The organism is Clostridioides sp. ZZV14-6154 (genome assembly GCF_020657785.1).
In the GTDB taxonomy this organism is placed as follows: Bacteria; Bacillota; Clostridia; order Peptostreptococcales; family Peptostreptococcaceae; genus Clostridioides.
Genome location: NZ_JAGWCY010000001.1, coordinates 269571 through 285215 on the forward strand (window position 1 = coordinate 269571; position 15645 = coordinate 285215).

The window sequence follows — 15645 nt, forward strand, 5'->3', positions numbered from 1 at the left end:
TTTTGATAATGGGAGCAAATTTTAATTAGCTAATCGAGGGGAGAAAAAATGTTTGGAGTAATAGCAAATAGTCTAGCAATTGCAGGAGGATGTATAGTAGGTCTTATAATCAAAGGAGGATTACCTCAAAGAGTAAGTGATACTATAATGAATGGAATTGCATTATGTGTATTATATATAGGGATATCAGGAGCACTAGAAGGAAAAAATACACTAGTAACGATAATATCTATAGCTTTAGGGGCTTTAATAGGAGAATTAATAGATATTGATAAATGGGTAAATAAATTAGGGGCATTTTTACAGAGTAGATTTTCTAAAGGCAACAAAAAAGATTCTATTGCTGAAGGTTTTATATCATCTAGTTTGTTGTTTTGTATAGGGGCTATGGCAGTAGTTGGTTCATTAGAAAGTGGACTTACAGGAAGCCATGATACTCTATTTGTAAAATCAGTAATAGATGGGATAGCTTCTATTATATTTACAGCTTCTTTAGGTATAGGTGTAATGTTTTCTGCTGTATCTGTATTTTTATATGAAGGTATTATATGTTTAGGGGCATCATTCTTAAATGGATTTTTAAGTGACCCTGTAGTTACAGAAATGACAGCTGCAGGAAGTTTATTAATTATAGGTCTTGGTTTAAATGTACTTAAGCTAACAAATATAAAGGTAGCAAATCTTTTGCCAGCTATATTTATGCCAATATTATTTGGTGTGTTTGGATTAATCTAGAAATTAAAAACTTAAAGTTTGTCTAAATTTTTTAAAAACTTTAGACAAATTTTTTATTTAGAAGGAAAATGGCTTTTATCATCAAATTAATAATTATAGTAGAAATAAGTTTAATATTATGATTATAAAGTTTATATTAAATTTATTTTATTGATGAAACTAATGGGGGAGGTTAAAACTCAATGATTACATTTGATGTAAATGGAGCTATTATCAGGTTTGATGATACAAAAAATAATTATAATAAGATAAGAAAAATTTTTAAATTGTATGCTTTAGAAATTTCTAAAAACTTTGAGAGAGATTGTTTAAATAATTTTCAAAATCTAAAACAAATATCAGATAGAGGTCTAAATCTAGGAGAAAAATATATAGAAGAATCTTTTAAGAAAGGAATCGAGACTATAGTGAGTTTTGGAATTATAACTATAGATATTGATACCTTTAAAAGTGTTTATTGTGAAAAATATTTAGATTTTAAAAGGCTTTTTAATAACTTAAATAAAACTTTTATTATACCAAATAAGAATAAAAAAAATAATTATGCAAATTTTTTAGAAATCGAATCTACAGTAAAAAAAATGAGTAATTATTTGTATAATGATTGTTTCAAAATTCATTATGCTGTTATAGATGCTCTTATAGAAAATAGAGTCAGTGAAGTCCATTCTTATATTGATGAAGAATCTATAAAAAAATCTAATGCCTTATTTAATAATTATAAAGATGGTTTTATTGGAAAAGCAGATGAGTGTAAGGTTGTAAAACAAATAATAACATTAAATCCATATAGAGAAGACGTATACGAATTTTTGGTAAAAGAGGATGGTGATTTTAGTAAAGAGATTGAAAGATTAACTGAGTTTTTAGGATATGATATAAAAGAATATAAGGCTTCCTTAATGGATCTTTATATAAATGAACTAGTAGAGAGCGATGAAAGTGATGCTGAAAATGCAAGAGAGAAGATTGAAAAGTATGCTAAGTATATTGGATGTAGTGATGAAAATCTATATATAGCAAGAGTTAATGCCATATACACTTTTGCCAATGCATAAATTTTATATAATCTGTAAATAAAAAAATATATGATTGTACTAAAATTTTAAATAAAAAATACTTGTTAAGCTTACTAAAAAATAATTTATATTTTCTAGATAAAAATCATTCCTTTAAAGGGGTGGTTTTTTATTTTTTCAGCTATATTCTATCTAATTTCTTAAAGAAAATTTCTATGGTATTTTATTAATGATAAAGACTATATTTAAATTTCATTTTTTTTATCATCCAATATAAGAAGCAAAATTTAAGTTAAAAATGGTTCATATTGTTAAGAGAATTTGAATCAAATAAAAAAGACAATATATTGACTAAATTAATTTGAATTGATATAATAAAATAGTCAACATAATGTCGTATATTTGAATTATTAATAGTCTACTAAAGAAATTTATTTCAAATATATATAACTCATGAACACTAATTATTATATGGAGGAATCAATTATGAAAGTAAATGTGTACGATGTAGAATCACTTGTAGATGATAAAATTAAAGTTATAGTTTCAGACTTAATTCCAAATAGTAAATTAAGAGTATCTATGAAAATGGAATTTCCATGGTGTAAAGGAGAGGAATTTTCATCTTATGGAGTATTTTATTCAAATGAAAAAGGAGAAGTGAATTTAGATTCAGTGGAACCTTTAGAAGGGTCTTATAAAACGGCTGACTGCATGGGGTTAATTTATTCCTTGAAAAAATCGAAAACTGAAGGTAAAAATTTTGCAGAAAATATATCTATTGATAAACCAATAATCATGAATATGATATTTGAATCTGATATTGAAAGAAAAGAGGTTAGGTTGAAGAGATTGTTTAAAACAGAAGATATTATCACAAAAGACATATCAGATGAATTTATAGGAAAATTATTTTATAAACAAAATTCTAGTAATAAAACAATTTTAGTTTTAGGTGGTTCTGATGGAAATTTAGATGCTTTAGAACTTTTAGCAGCTCCACTTGCATCTAGAGGATTCAATGTACTAACAGTTGCTTATTTTGATTTAGAAGGATTGCCAAGTAAATTAGAAGAAGTACCATTAGAATACTTTGAAAACGTATTTAAATGGATTAGTGAAAATGAAATCACTAATACTAAAGAACTATTTGTACATGGAACATCAAAAGGTGGCGAATTAGCACTTTTACTTGCTTCAAGATATAAGCAAATTAAAAAAGTAGTAGTATCACAGCCTCATGCGTATTGTTTTCAAGCACTTGATGGACAGATGAATGGAAAAGATACTTCATCATGGTCATATAAAGGTAAGCCACTTCCATATATCAAAGTCGACAATAATATATTTTTTGAAGACCAGAAAAAAGATATAGAAAAAGGAATCCCATTTGGATTTGCCAGTACCTATAAGAAAAGCATTGTAAGGGCAGACAATAAAGAAGAAGCTAGAATAAAAGTAGAAAATTCTGAAGCTGATATTCTTATGATTTCTGGAAAAGAAGATAATATTTGGAATAGTTATGATGGTTGTGTAGAAATCATGGAAAAACTTAAAAAAAATAACTACCAATATAATGTGGAACTATTAACATATGATAAGATGGGACATCCTTTACCAATTCCATATATTGTGCCTCTAAAGGAAACTTTATTTGTGAATATGGATGGAGGAATATTTTCTTCAGGAGGAACTGTAGAAGGTAATGCAAAAGGACAGTTTGAATCATGGAAAAGAACTATTGAATTTTATAAAGAACCTTTATCAATTGATATAAAAAAATAAAAATGACTATATTTTTCTATATATGCACAAAATCTATCAATTTTACAACTTTAATTTATTGTTTATGTAATTTGTATGTTATATACTAGTTTTAACAAGATTGATAATTTATAAACAATTATAAGAGTTATTGAAAGGTGGAGTGAAATTATGGAAAGACTCACTAGAAGTGAACAGCCTCATATAAAATTTGGAATGTTTAAGATACGAATTCCATTTATACATTACAGATTTGAGAAACCAGAAGCTATTCAAGGCATAATATCAAGTATGACAAGCTTAGGAACTATTGGACTTAGCACGCAAATATTAGGATTACCATATGAAGTCGCATGGAGTATGGCTATCATTAACTCAATATTGTACTGCTTACATGTTTTTATGGGAGACCCAGTAGTTCCTGGCTGGATTACAGCTTCTATAACTCTTACAACTGCATATTTGTTAAAGTTCAATATTGGTATTGAAAGAATACAAGCATTAACAGCTTTACAAATAGATTTAGGAATTATATTTATTTTAATGGGAATAACAGGTATAGCTGGAAAACTAGTAAATAGAATCCCAAATTCCATCAAAGGTGGGATACTTATGGGAGTTGGTATATCAACTGTAATATCAGAATTTAGTCCTAAAGGCAGATTTGAATCTTATCCAATATCTATAACAGTAGGGATTTTAGTTGCTTGTTTTGTAATGTTTTCTGAAAAATTTGATGCTCTAAAAATAAAGAATAAGTTTTTGTTTCGATTAGGTCAATATGGCGTGGTTCCAGCTATTTTAGTGAGTTTAATTATAGGAATATTTAGTAAAGAAATAGGAATTCCTAGCTTTAATTTTGAAAATATTATTTATATAATGGATTTTCAAAAACTAATAGATACAGTATCTCCTTTTGGAATAGGTTTTCCAAGTGTAATATTATTTATACAAGGATTGCCAATGGCTTTCATGATATACATAATTGCGTTTGGTGATTTTATAACAGGTGAAAATTTAGTTCTTTCTGAAAGTAAAAACAGAACAGATGAGTATATTGATTTTAATTCCAATAGGTCTAATGTTATAAGTGGAATAAGAAATATTGCTATGGCAGTTATTTCTCCATATATAGCTATGTGTGGTCCATTGGCGGCAACTCTTACTGGAAGTGTTGCTCAAAGATATAAGGTCGGAAAGGAAGCAATGCAGTCTATTTTTAGTGGTATGGGTACGTTAGTATGGGTTTCAGCTATTTTTATTTGCTTTTATCCAATTGCACAAATAGCTACTCCTCTTATACCATTAGCATTATCAGTGACACTTCTAGTTCAAGGTTATTTATGTACTAAACTATCAATGGAACTATGTGATACTGGCGTAGAGAGAGGTTTAATTGGGCTGATGGGTGGTGTAATTGCTGCTAAAGGTGGAACATGGGGTCTTGTAGTAGGCTTTATACTTTATTTTGTGCTAATAGATTCTAAAAAGAGAAGAGAAAATGATAGTAATTCATCAGAAGATTATGTATATGAAATATCAGATAAAAAGAAAACTATTTAAAATAAAAAATGAGTTGCAATTGTCTGTTAATTGATTAATTGCAACTCATTTTTTATTTATTAACCCCAGGAATGACAAAAAAATGTAAAATTTTTTCTTGACATAATTTTTTTGATATATAATAATTGTTATACAACACATGTGTTTTATAAAATTTTAATGGAGAAGTGAACTTATATGCCACCTAAAGCAAAAATAACGAAAGAAATGATTTTGAATATTGTCTTGGATATTACAAGAGAAACAGGATTTGAAACTGTAAATGCAAGGAGTATTGCAAGTAAATTACAATGTTCTACTCGACCAATTTTTACTTGTTATGAAAACATGGATGAATTAAAATCTGAATTTCTTGCTTTTGCATACGAATACTATAATCAGTATGTTATTAATTATCATAACTCTGAAAATGTCAGTCACTATTTATTACTTCCACTTTCATACATTGAATTTGCTCAAGAAGAAACACATTTATTTAAGTTGCTATTTATAAACGATTTAGATTTGATGATGGAAGAGGCAAATGATTTTTATAAAGAAATTGATAATGAAAAAAAGGCAAGGCTTTTTTCGGAAAGCATTGGAATAGAGTTAGAATGTGCAAAAGTCATATTTTTAGATTTATTTCTTTATACTCATGGCATAGCTGTCTTAACAGCAACAAAAAAAATAACATTAGATAGAAATAGTGCTGAAAAAATGTTAAAAAATATATTATCAGCTTTTATAAGACAAGAAAAAACGGATTGGAATTTATCTATTTGATGTTTACTAACTAATACAGAAGGGGGTGCAATATGAAAACAAACCAATACTTAATTGATTTTTACAATAATTACGACGAAGATAGTCGGTTGGCATTAAAGTATGGAACAGTTGAATTCCTAACTACTATGCATTACATTGAGAAGTACATAAAACCTGGCGACCGTGTGCTTGAAATTGGTGCTGCAACTGGTCGCTATTCTCACACGCTGGCACGTCAGGGATATGACGTCGATGCAGTGGAATTGGTCGAACATAACATAGAAGTTTTCCGTAAAAATATTCAATCAAATGAAAATATAACTATTACTCAAGGTAATGCTATGGATTTATCTGTTTTCCCAGATAATGAATATGACATTACATTGTTGTTAGGTCCGTTGTATCATCTTTATAACAAAGAGGATAAGCAACAAGCTCTACATGAGGCTATTCGTGTAACAAAACATGGGGGTGTGATTTTTGCTGCATATGTTATATCTGATGGCTGTCTTATTGATGAAGGGTTCAACCGAGGAAATATCAATGTAGCTGAATATATTGAAAAGGGCTTGATTGACCCACAGACATTTGCTACCAAGTCAGAGCCAAATGATTTGTTTGAACTTGTCCGTAAAGAAAACATTGACGATTTGATGTCTGTCTTTCCTGTAACAAGACTGCATTACGTCGCATCAGACGGTTTAGCCCTATGTATGCATGAAGCAGTAGATGCTATGGATGATGACGCATTTGAGTTATATTTGAAGTATCACTTTGCTACTTGTGAACGCGAAGATTTAATAGGCGTTACGAGTCATTCGATTGATATATTCAGAAGATAAACAATAGAAGGTAAAAAAACAAACAGAGGGTCGTAAAATCAAAGTTTTCTGACCCTCCGAATTTTGAAAATCTATGTTGAGTGTAGTATAAAAGTAGCTATTTTTATATCTATTCTTATTGAGAGCGTAAACGTTCTGTAAGGGATTGTTTTTCTAGATTTCTTATAAGTAATTCAATTATTAATATTTGTATGCATATTAACACAAATGAAAAAATTAAAATAGAAAAGATAGAAAAATTGAAATTAATGAAGTCTAATCTAATAACATCTTTTATAAAAAAGCAGAGTAATTTTGAACCACAATAACCCAATATAATCGATACAAATATAGCTTTAATACTCAAATTCAAACCTTCTCGATAGAGCATTTTGTGCAACTGTTTTTTTGTCATTCCAACTGCCTGAAGCAAGGCAAACTCTTTTTTTCTAATTAATACACTATTTACAAGAATATTTGTCATATTAAGGATACCAAAACAGGAAATTAAGCCAACAAATACATATGCAGCTATAATCATATACTTAAAAGCTCTAGTTAGCATTTTATAATCATTATCATATGAATAAAGGATTAAATTTGAATTATTTTGAATAATATTTAATAGTTTTTCTTCAACTTCTTTTGAATACTTTTTATCAGATAAAATTGAAAAATGTAAATTTGTATTATATGGTGTTATTTTATCTAAAGCCTTATCTGAAGTAAAGAACATACATCCTGTATTGGAATTATCGATTATTCCAACTATTTTCATTTGTCTTTTGATGATGTCATTTCCACTAAATATGTTAAATGTAATTGTACTTCCAATTTTCAAATCAATTCCATAAGATTTTGTTTTATATTTATTTACAATTAAGCTGTTTGAATCCAATTGATTATAGTCAATTTTTCCATTTACAATATACTTTTGGAATGATTTTGCAAGCTCTGGTGTGATACCTTCAATCAATGTTGTAACTTTACTTCCATCTTCATCTTTAATTGAAGGGTCTATAACTTCACATTTAATTCCTTTAGATTCAATTACCTTTTGTACTCCATAAATTGAATTGATTTCATTTTTAAGAGTGTTTGTAAATGGATTATTTTGCTGAATTTGTGTAATGCGTTCATACAAATTGTCAATTTTATTTCCAATAATATAATTTTCATTATAAACGAATGTCTGAGACATCTGTTTATTAAAATCTATAGAATTAGCAAGACTAGCAATTGAAATAAATAATATTCCACTAATACTCAATGAAATTAATGCTATTAAATTTTTCTTTCTATTTACCTCAATATTTTTTAGTGCTAAATTTTTAATATTTATATGATTAAGTGTTTTAATTTTATTTCTAAATTTAATTTCTGCATATTGCATAGCTTCAATAGCAGAAGTTTTAGAAATAATTCTAGCTGGTTTATTTAAAGAAATTCTTACAGTCAAAAATATTACTATTGATAATACTACAATAATAAATAAGTCAGTAGTCATTTGCCATGCTAAAGGTTGAATTATATATGTAATTATGCAGGAAGATATAATGCCTATTGGAATAAAAATAATAGATAAAATATTTCCTTGTAGGTAAATAATCTTTCTTAATTGCAAAGAAGTCATACCAAGTGCTTTCAATTTTGCATACATTTGAACCGAATTAACAACTGAAATATAAAAAATACTATAAATAACAAATAAACTAGAAAAAAGAATAATTACTCCTACTATTAAAACTGTAATAACTTGTTCACTATCAATTAAATTTGATTCAATATAATTATCATTTAAATATATATTATGTTTTTTAATATTTAAAGAGGAACCAATTTCATTTAATTGAGTCTTAATTGAAGTAGGGGATTTTTCTAAATTTTCTTTTGATAATCTAACTAATACATCTACAGTATTTGGAGTTGCTTCATCAAAATTATTGCTTTTGATTTGTAAAGGTGTAGAAGCTACATTCTTTAGATAATCATTGGAAACAACTGTATAGTATTGCTTAGCATTATCTTGATAATAATTTTCTACAAATCCAACAATAATAAAATTACTTTGTATTTCTTTGTTAGTAATATTATCACGATATTTTAATGTAATACTATCTCCAAGGTCTTTATTTAAACCAAGTTCATGCAGATATTTTTCTGAAATAGCAATTTCATATTTATTTGTTGGGATAGTTCCTTTTAGTAGTTTAAAATTTAGAAGCTCAATTGCAGTCTTATCTGCATATATCATTGACATCCTATAATCTGATTTTATCTCATTACCAAGTAACTTATAAACTCCTACGCTACTAAAGTTTTTATTTTGCTGTAATATATTTTTTGATTTTTCATTTACAGATTGATATCTCGCATGATAGGGAGATGCATTAATTAAATCCATAGAACCATTATATGAAACTAAAGCAGTCGTTAATAATAAACATGTAGAAATCATTATAATAATACCTGAAAGAAAAAATTTAAGCTTATTAATTTTTAAATCATTCAATGCTATTTTTCTAATGAAAGCACCATTATTATTTTTAAACATATATTTCACCTCCTAGTTATCAATTTTTCCATCTTCAATACGAATAATTCTATCTGCTAATTGTGCAATTTCATTATTATGGGTAATCATTACAATTGTTTGGTTAAATTTCTCACTTGTCATTTTAAGTAAACCTAATACATCTGCACTTGTTTTACTGTCAAGATTACCTGTTGGTTCATCAGCAAGTATAATAGCAGGTTTCGTTACAAGTGCCCTTGCAATAGCAACACGTTGCTGTTGTCCTCCAGAAAGATTACCTGGAACATCATATAGTTTTTCATCTAGTGCTAGTAGACTTATAATTTCATTTATAAAGTCTTTGTCTAGTGTTTCACCATCCAATCCAATTGGCAAAATGATATTTTCATATACATTAAGTAAGGGAACAAGATTATAATTTTGGAATATAAAACCTATGTTTCTACGTCGAAAAATTGTAAGTTGTTCATCATTCATAGTTGATAATTCTTTTCCTCTTATAATTACATTTCCGGATGTAGGATTGTCTAAACCGCCCATCATATTTAATAATGTAGATTTACCACTACCAGATGTACCTACAATAGAAATAAATTCACCTTTTTCAACAGATAGGCTCACACCATCAAGAGCTTTTGTAATGTTTGAATTTCTACCATAATATTTCTTTAAGTCTATTACTTGTAAAATACTCATCATAAGGACCTCCTTCATATATTGTAAGTACAGTATATAATCAAAATGTTGCAGAATTATCACAAATAAAATATTTGAAAATTTATTTATTAGGCAAAAATATAGAAAAAGTAGAGCCTTTTCCAATTTTTGATGTAACTTTAATATATCCACCTTGAAGAGATATAATTTTTCTTGAGAGATATAGACCAATTCCAATACCATCTATATCATGTACATCTTCTTCACGATAGAATCTCTTAAAAATTTCTGCTTGGTGACTTTCCGATATGCCTTTTCCAGTATCAGTAATATCTATTTTAACATACATAACCCAGCATTCTGTAGATATATGTATTTTACCTTTAGGGCTTGTGTACTTCACTGCATTATCTAATATATTGAAAATAGCTTCAGAAGTCCATTTTTTATCATGACATATACATAAGTTTGAATCACAATCAACTGTAACTTCAATGTTCTTTTTTTCAGCATCAAATAAAATTCCACTAAGTGAAGTAGCAATTGTTTCATAAATCAAATTCTTCTTTTTAGATAATGTAATTATACCTGTTTCTAGTCTTGAAGTTTTTATCATAGACTGCATTAAAAATTCTAATTTATCTAATTGACCTTGCATATCCATCAAAAACTCATTTTGAATTTCCGTTTTAAGATTCTGATTTAATAGGGTAGTATTAATTATCTTTAAATTTGCAATAGGAGTTTTGATTTGATGAGATATATCAGAAACTAATTCTTGTAAATCAGCTTTTTCCATAGCAATATTATGACGACTTTCTTGAATGACTTCATACATTCTAATCATTCTATGATTAATACGCGACAAAAGAGTTTCTTCTTCAAAAGCAATTTCTAGATTATCTTCACTATTCATCATCTTATCTAAAGTTAAACATATCTCAGAGCAAAAGAGAGTTATTTTCTTATGAAGTAAGAGCATGATTAATAATATAAAACCACAGAATATTATTGTATATATTAATAATAGGGCAACTATTTTAAAATCATTAGTTATTATATAAATTCCTATATTGAATAGAATAGTTGTAAGAGCCATACTAACAGCAATTATTAAATAAATAGAATTAAAAGAAAATTTTTTAAAATTCATTTTTTTCACCTATCCACATGTATCCCATACCATATACTGTTTTAATATATTGAGAGTCATCTTTTTCAATTTTACTTCTAATTCTACTTATAACAGATGTCAAAGTATGTTCATCTACGAAATTAGCATCTATATCCCAAAGTTTTTCTAAAAGTATTTTTCTTGTTAGAATATTTTTGGGATTTTCAATAAATAGTTTTAAAGTACGATATTCTAGTGGCGTAAATACAATTTGATTGCCATTTATACATGCAGAGAGCTCAGAAAAGTTAATCTTGAGATGTCCATCATCATAGCAATCTTGTTTTGTTTTTGTTGTAATATGCTTTAAAAGTGCTCTTACTTTTTGTTTAAACACATTGATGTTAAATGGTTTTGTTATATAATCCAAAGCTCCAAGTTCATAACCTTTAATCATATCATAATCCATATCATTGGCAGTTAAAAAAATTATAGGGATATCATAATTTTCTTTAATTTTCTTGCATAAATCAAATCCGCTTTTATCTGGTAGATTAACATCTAAAATAATTAAATCAAATTTGTGTTTAGCAATAGATTCTAAAGCAGATATAGCTGTAAATTTTGAAATAACCATATATCTCTCTTCATTTAAGTTATATGATAGTGTTTTATTTAATATAGTATCATCTTCTACTACTAATATTTTTTCCATATATTCACTCCTTTTATTTTTAATATTCTATATAAAGTCAATTATAGACTCAAAATGTTGCTAAATTGTCATAAATAATATAAATTATTTATATAAATAAAATATTTAATAAATAATCTGCCCTAGAATTTATCATAGAACAGACTAATTATTAAATATATAAAATTATTTTAACCAAGATGGATTTCCAGGTACAAATATTCTTTTACCAAATTTTGAAGTATATTCATCCAAAGCCTTCTCAATAAGCTCATTATTGCCTTTAAAAGAAGTAGTGTTTTTTATAGTTTCAAGGTTTTGGCTAAATGGGCAAGCAGATATACACATACCACAGTCTGTGCCTAGATATCTCCATTTAATATAACATGTTTCATGTTCAATCACCCAATTATATTTTCCATCATCACCAATTTTAATATCATTAGAAAGTGAGTGAGAAGGGCAATTAAAAGAACATTTTTTACATACTTTGCAAAAGTCTTCAAGTCCAAAATCAACATATTCATCTTCTATAAGTGGAATGTCAGTAGTGACAACCCCTAGTCTAAGTCTAGAACCATAATCTTTATTTGTAAGTATTGCATTTCTCCCTATATCACCTAATCCAGCATCGCGAGCTATAAAAACAGGCATTACTAGATAATTAGCATCCATATGATTTCTAGCATCATATCCTAGGTTTCTTATGTAGTAACTTAAAATCATACCGACAATAGATGCATCTACATAACATTTTGAAGTTTCTATAACTTCACATATCATTGGGGCTCTGTTTATCATTTCTTTATCCATTTCACATCCAAATACAATTGCATATTTATGAGATAGATTAACTTCTTCACCGTAGTTTTCTTCATGTCTTCCTCTATTTGTATAAATATGGTAGTCTTTTAATCTAGTTATACCAACCACAGAAGCTCCATATTGCTTTGCAAACCCTTTTATCTTTTTAGTCATTGACTTTGCATCTACATCTACTTTATTGTCACAAATTTTTCCTTCACATAGTGATTTTATATCAGATAAAAAGTCAAATGCACTACTTGCCATTGGAGAATTTATCTCATTATAAGTCATAGTTCCTTCACTACATAAATTTGGTCTACTTCTTATACTATCATCAACTTCTTTTTTTTTAGGATTTTTCTCATAATAGTCATTATAAGCAAAACCATTTTTTTTATAATTTGCTCTTGCAAACATAGTATTTCTTTCATCAACCCTTTTCAATTCTATTCCCCCTAGTAAAAGTATAATTAAATAATATAACCTTATCCTTACATAACTTAATTATATAAGAATAAGGTTATATTTTCAATTTAAGCGTCGTTAAATTAAATAATTTGTATTTATACAAGTTTTATAATATTTTTACATATAAATTATATTAATAATAAATAATAAAAAATTTAAGAATAAATATGATTTATTGTCTTTAAATGGAGTGTATTGACATATTGTAAAAAATCTTATTATAATAAATATACTAAGAATTAATACAAATTGATAAAGAAAGAAGTGAATTTATATGTCAAGAAATAAGCATTCTGATAAGATAAGAAGTCAGATATTAGAAGTTGCATGGCAAATATTTGAAGAAAGTGACTATGATGATGTAACCATGCAACAAGTCGTAGATACTCTTGATATATCTAAAGAATCTGTATACTATCATTTTAAAGATAAAGAAGTCCTGTTCGAAGAGATTATATCAAATATTTTAAAAGTAGAGATAGAAAATTTAAAGTTAATATTACATAATTCTGACTTTACGATTAGAGAAAAAATATCTGCGTTTATCTTATGTATATCTAGCTCAGAAATAAGAAAGAAATTGATTGATTATATGTGCTCTCAAAAAAAACCTACCTTCTTTATAAAGAGTATACGAGCATCTACGCTTGAAATGACTCCTTTATTATCTTGCTTAATAAAACAAGGTATTGAAGAAGGCGTTTTTAAAACTGATTATCCAGATGAAATGTCTGAAGTATTTATAATATTAATAAATATTTGGTTAGACCCAGTATTATTTAGTGAAAGTACAGAAAAACATTTCAAACGTATTGAATGTCTAGCTAATTTATTAAGTGCAAGTGGTGTACCTATTATAGCTGATAACGACTTAAAATTAATTAAAGCATTTTATAGAGAATGTTCTAAAGAAAAATAACCTATAAATAAGAAAAATAATCTATAAATAAAAAACTGTAATTAAATTTGAGAAAAAATAAATTTAATTACAGTTTTTTTAGTAAAATAAGTGTATCTATATATTTTTTAATAAGATAGAGCAAGAAAATACTATTTTACAAGTTTAAAAATAAAAATATAAGGAGGAGAAAATTTGAATTTATTAATTATTGAAGATGATACAAATTTAAATGAGGGTCTTTTTTATGCTTTTGAAAGTGAAGGATTTAATGTTTTAAAAGCTTATACAAAACAAGAAGGCTTACATGTATTTAATAATAAAAATATAGATTTTATAATTTTAGATTGTAACTTGCCAGATGGAAATGGATTTGATGTATGTAAGCAAATACGTGAAAAATCAGACATTCCAATTATAATGCTTACTGCAAGAGATTCAGAAATCGATGAGGTAACAGGATTAGAGATAGGGCTAGATGATTATATCACAAAACCATTTTCTCTATCTGTATTAAAAGCGAGAGTTAAAGTAGCAATAAGAAAAAAATCAAATAATAAAGTGATATATTCTAATGGAATAAAACTAGACCAAAATTCACTAAAAGTATATAAAAATGAAGTGGATTTGGAGCTTAGTGCTGTAGAATATAAGCTTATTAATTATTTAATTGAGAATAAAGGTCAAATATTATTAAAAGAACAAATTTTAAATCATATATGGGATAGTGAAGAAAATTATGTTGATGAGAATATTGTATCTGTAAATATAAGAAGACTTAGAATGAAGGTAGAAGATAATCCATCTAATCCAAAGTATATAAAAACAGCTTATGGAATGGGATATCTATGGAATGAGGTAGAATAATATGTTGGTTCTATTTTTTGCGATATGTATGATAATTATATCTATAATAACTATTAAAAAAAGTCAAAATACATGTGATGAATTGAGTCTAATGTTAAATCAATTATTGGAAGGTAAAGAAGTTTCTTATCCAGATACAAAAGATACAAGAGTATCAAAAATTTCTTATCAAGTAAAAAAAGTTAAAGATATGATAGAAATAGAAGTAGAGCAGTCAAAATCAGAAAAAGAAGCAATTAAAAGTTTAATTTCAAATATGTCACATCAATTAAAAACACCACTTTCAAATATTACCATTTACTGTGAACTTTTAGAAAATATGAATCTTCCTACATCAAAAAAAGTGGAGTTCTTACAAAAAATGAAAAATCAAACTTTTAAAATTGACTGGTTGTTAGAATCTCTATTTAAGATGACCAAATTAGAAGATGGAGTTATTAGATTTGAAACAGAAGAATTGATGATTAAAGATACTATTGTTCAAAGTATCAGTACTGTTTTTAATAAAGCAGAATCTAAAAACATAAAAATAAATTTAGAAACATTTTCAGATATAAAGTTATTTCATAATAAGAAATGGACTATAGAGGCAATTGTAAATGTCTTAGAAAATGCAATAAAATATTCACCATCAGATAGTATAATTACTATTTCTGTAGAAAAAATGGAACTATATACTAAAATTATAATCAAAGATGAAGGAATAGGTATTGATAGTAAAGAATTGAACAATATTTTTAAACGATTTTATAGAAGTAAAAATGTTGAAAATCAAAATGGTACAGGAATTGGTCTATATCTTACAAGATTAATTTTAGAAAAGGAAAATGGAAATATTATAGTAGAATCTAAATTAGGAAGAGGAAGTTGTTTTAGTATCTTCTTACAAAATTGTAAGAGTTTAAATTAACTTTGTAGGATGGGTGTAATTATCGTCACTTACAATATCTTATAA

General features: G+C 26.8%; 14 protein-coding genes. 9 read left to right on the forward strand and 5 right to left on the reverse strand.

Annotated features, from left to right (window positions below):
- Positions 1–48: 48 nt before the first annotated feature.
- The 6 genes from KGF45_RS01230 (at position 49) to KGF45_RS01255 (ending at position 6670) form a co-directional block, all read left to right on the forward strand.
- Complete coding sequence (locus KGF45_RS01230) at positions 49–735, forward strand: DUF554 domain-containing protein (protein WP_227828013.1); 687 nt, start codon at positions 49–51, stop codon at positions 733–735.
- A gap of 182 nt (positions 736–917) precedes the next feature.
- Positions 918–1793, forward strand: coding sequence for a kinase (locus tag KGF45_RS01235; RefSeq protein WP_227828014.1), 876 nt, complete (start codon positions 918–920; stop codon positions 1791–1793).
- A gap of 447 nt (positions 1794–2240) precedes the next feature.
- Positions 2241–3539, forward strand: a complete 1299-nt coding sequence (locus KGF45_RS01240) for an acyl-CoA thioesterase/bile acid-CoA:amino acid N-acyltransferase family protein (RefSeq protein WP_227828015.1) — start codon at positions 2241–2243, stop codon at positions 3537–3539.
- Between the two features lie 150 nt (positions 3540–3689).
- The gene (locus tag KGF45_RS01245) at positions 3690–5081 is read left to right on the forward strand and encodes a hypothetical protein (protein WP_227828016.1); all 1392 of its coding nucleotides are present in this window, start codon (positions 3690–3692) and stop codon (positions 5079–5081) included.
- Positions 5082–5258: 177 nt separating this feature from the next.
- Positions 5259–5846, forward strand: coding sequence for a TetR/AcrR family transcriptional regulator (locus KGF45_RS01250; protein WP_227828017.1), 588 nt, complete (start codon positions 5259–5261; stop codon positions 5844–5846).
- 32 nt (positions 5847–5878) lie between these two features.
- The gene (locus KGF45_RS01255; RefSeq protein ID WP_227828018.1) at positions 5879–6670 is read left to right on the forward strand and encodes a class I SAM-dependent methyltransferase; all 792 of its coding nucleotides are present in this window, start codon (positions 5879–5881) and stop codon (positions 6668–6670) included.
- 115 nt (positions 6671–6785) lie between these two features.
- Here KGF45_RS01255 and KGF45_RS01260 read toward each other — a convergent pair whose 3' ends face one another.
- The 5 genes from KGF45_RS01260 to KGF45_RS01280 all read right to left on the reverse strand — a co-directional run bounded on the left by KGF45_RS01260 (position 6786) and on the right by KGF45_RS01280 (position 12901).
- Positions 6786–9203 (reverse strand): ABC transporter permease, encoded by a 2418-nt coding sequence (locus KGF45_RS01260; RefSeq protein WP_227828019.1) that lies wholly within the window; start codon positions 9201–9203, stop codon positions 6786–6788.
- Positions 9204–9215: 12 nt separating this feature from the next.
- Complete coding sequence (locus KGF45_RS01265; RefSeq protein WP_227828020.1) at positions 9216–9881, reverse strand: ABC transporter ATP-binding protein; 666 nt, start codon at positions 9879–9881, stop codon at positions 9216–9218.
- Positions 9882–9963: 82 nt separating this feature from the next.
- Positions 9964–10995, reverse strand: a complete 1032-nt coding sequence (locus tag KGF45_RS01270; RefSeq protein WP_227828021.1) for a sensor histidine kinase — start codon at positions 10993–10995, stop codon at positions 9964–9966.
- Positions 10985–11671 carry a response regulator transcription factor gene (locus tag KGF45_RS01275; protein ID WP_227828022.1) on the reverse strand — a complete coding sequence of 229 codons (687 nt, stop codon included), beginning with the start codon at positions 11669–11671 and terminating at the stop codon, positions 10985–10987. The genes KGF45_RS01270 and KGF45_RS01275 overlap by 11 nt, the downstream gene beginning before the upstream one ends.
- A gap of 165 nt (positions 11672–11836) precedes the next feature.
- The gene (locus tag KGF45_RS01280; protein WP_227828023.1) at positions 11837–12901 is read right to left on the reverse strand and encodes a 4Fe-4S dicluster domain-containing protein; all 1065 of its coding nucleotides are present in this window, start codon (positions 12899–12901) and stop codon (positions 11837–11839) included.
- A 298-nt stretch (positions 12902–13199) separates the two neighbouring features.
- Between KGF45_RS01280 and KGF45_RS01285 the strand changes: the two genes are divergently transcribed.
- The 3 genes from KGF45_RS01285 to KGF45_RS01295 all read left to right on the forward strand — a co-directional run bounded on the left by KGF45_RS01285 (position 13200) and on the right by KGF45_RS01295 (position 15600).
- Positions 13200–13844 (forward strand): TetR/AcrR family transcriptional regulator, encoded by a 645-nt coding sequence (locus KGF45_RS01285; protein ID WP_227828024.1) that lies wholly within the window; start codon positions 13200–13202, stop codon positions 13842–13844.
- A gap of 174 nt (positions 13845–14018) precedes the next feature.
- Positions 14019–14690, forward strand: a complete 672-nt coding sequence (locus KGF45_RS01290; protein ID WP_227828025.1) for a response regulator transcription factor — start codon at positions 14019–14021, stop codon at positions 14688–14690.
- Position 14691: 1 nt separating this feature from the next.
- On the forward strand, positions 14692–15600 hold the full coding sequence (locus tag KGF45_RS01295; protein WP_227828026.1) for a sensor histidine kinase: 909 nt from the start codon (positions 14692–14694) through the stop codon (positions 15598–15600).
- The last annotated feature ends 45 nt before the right edge of the window (positions 15601–15645 follow it).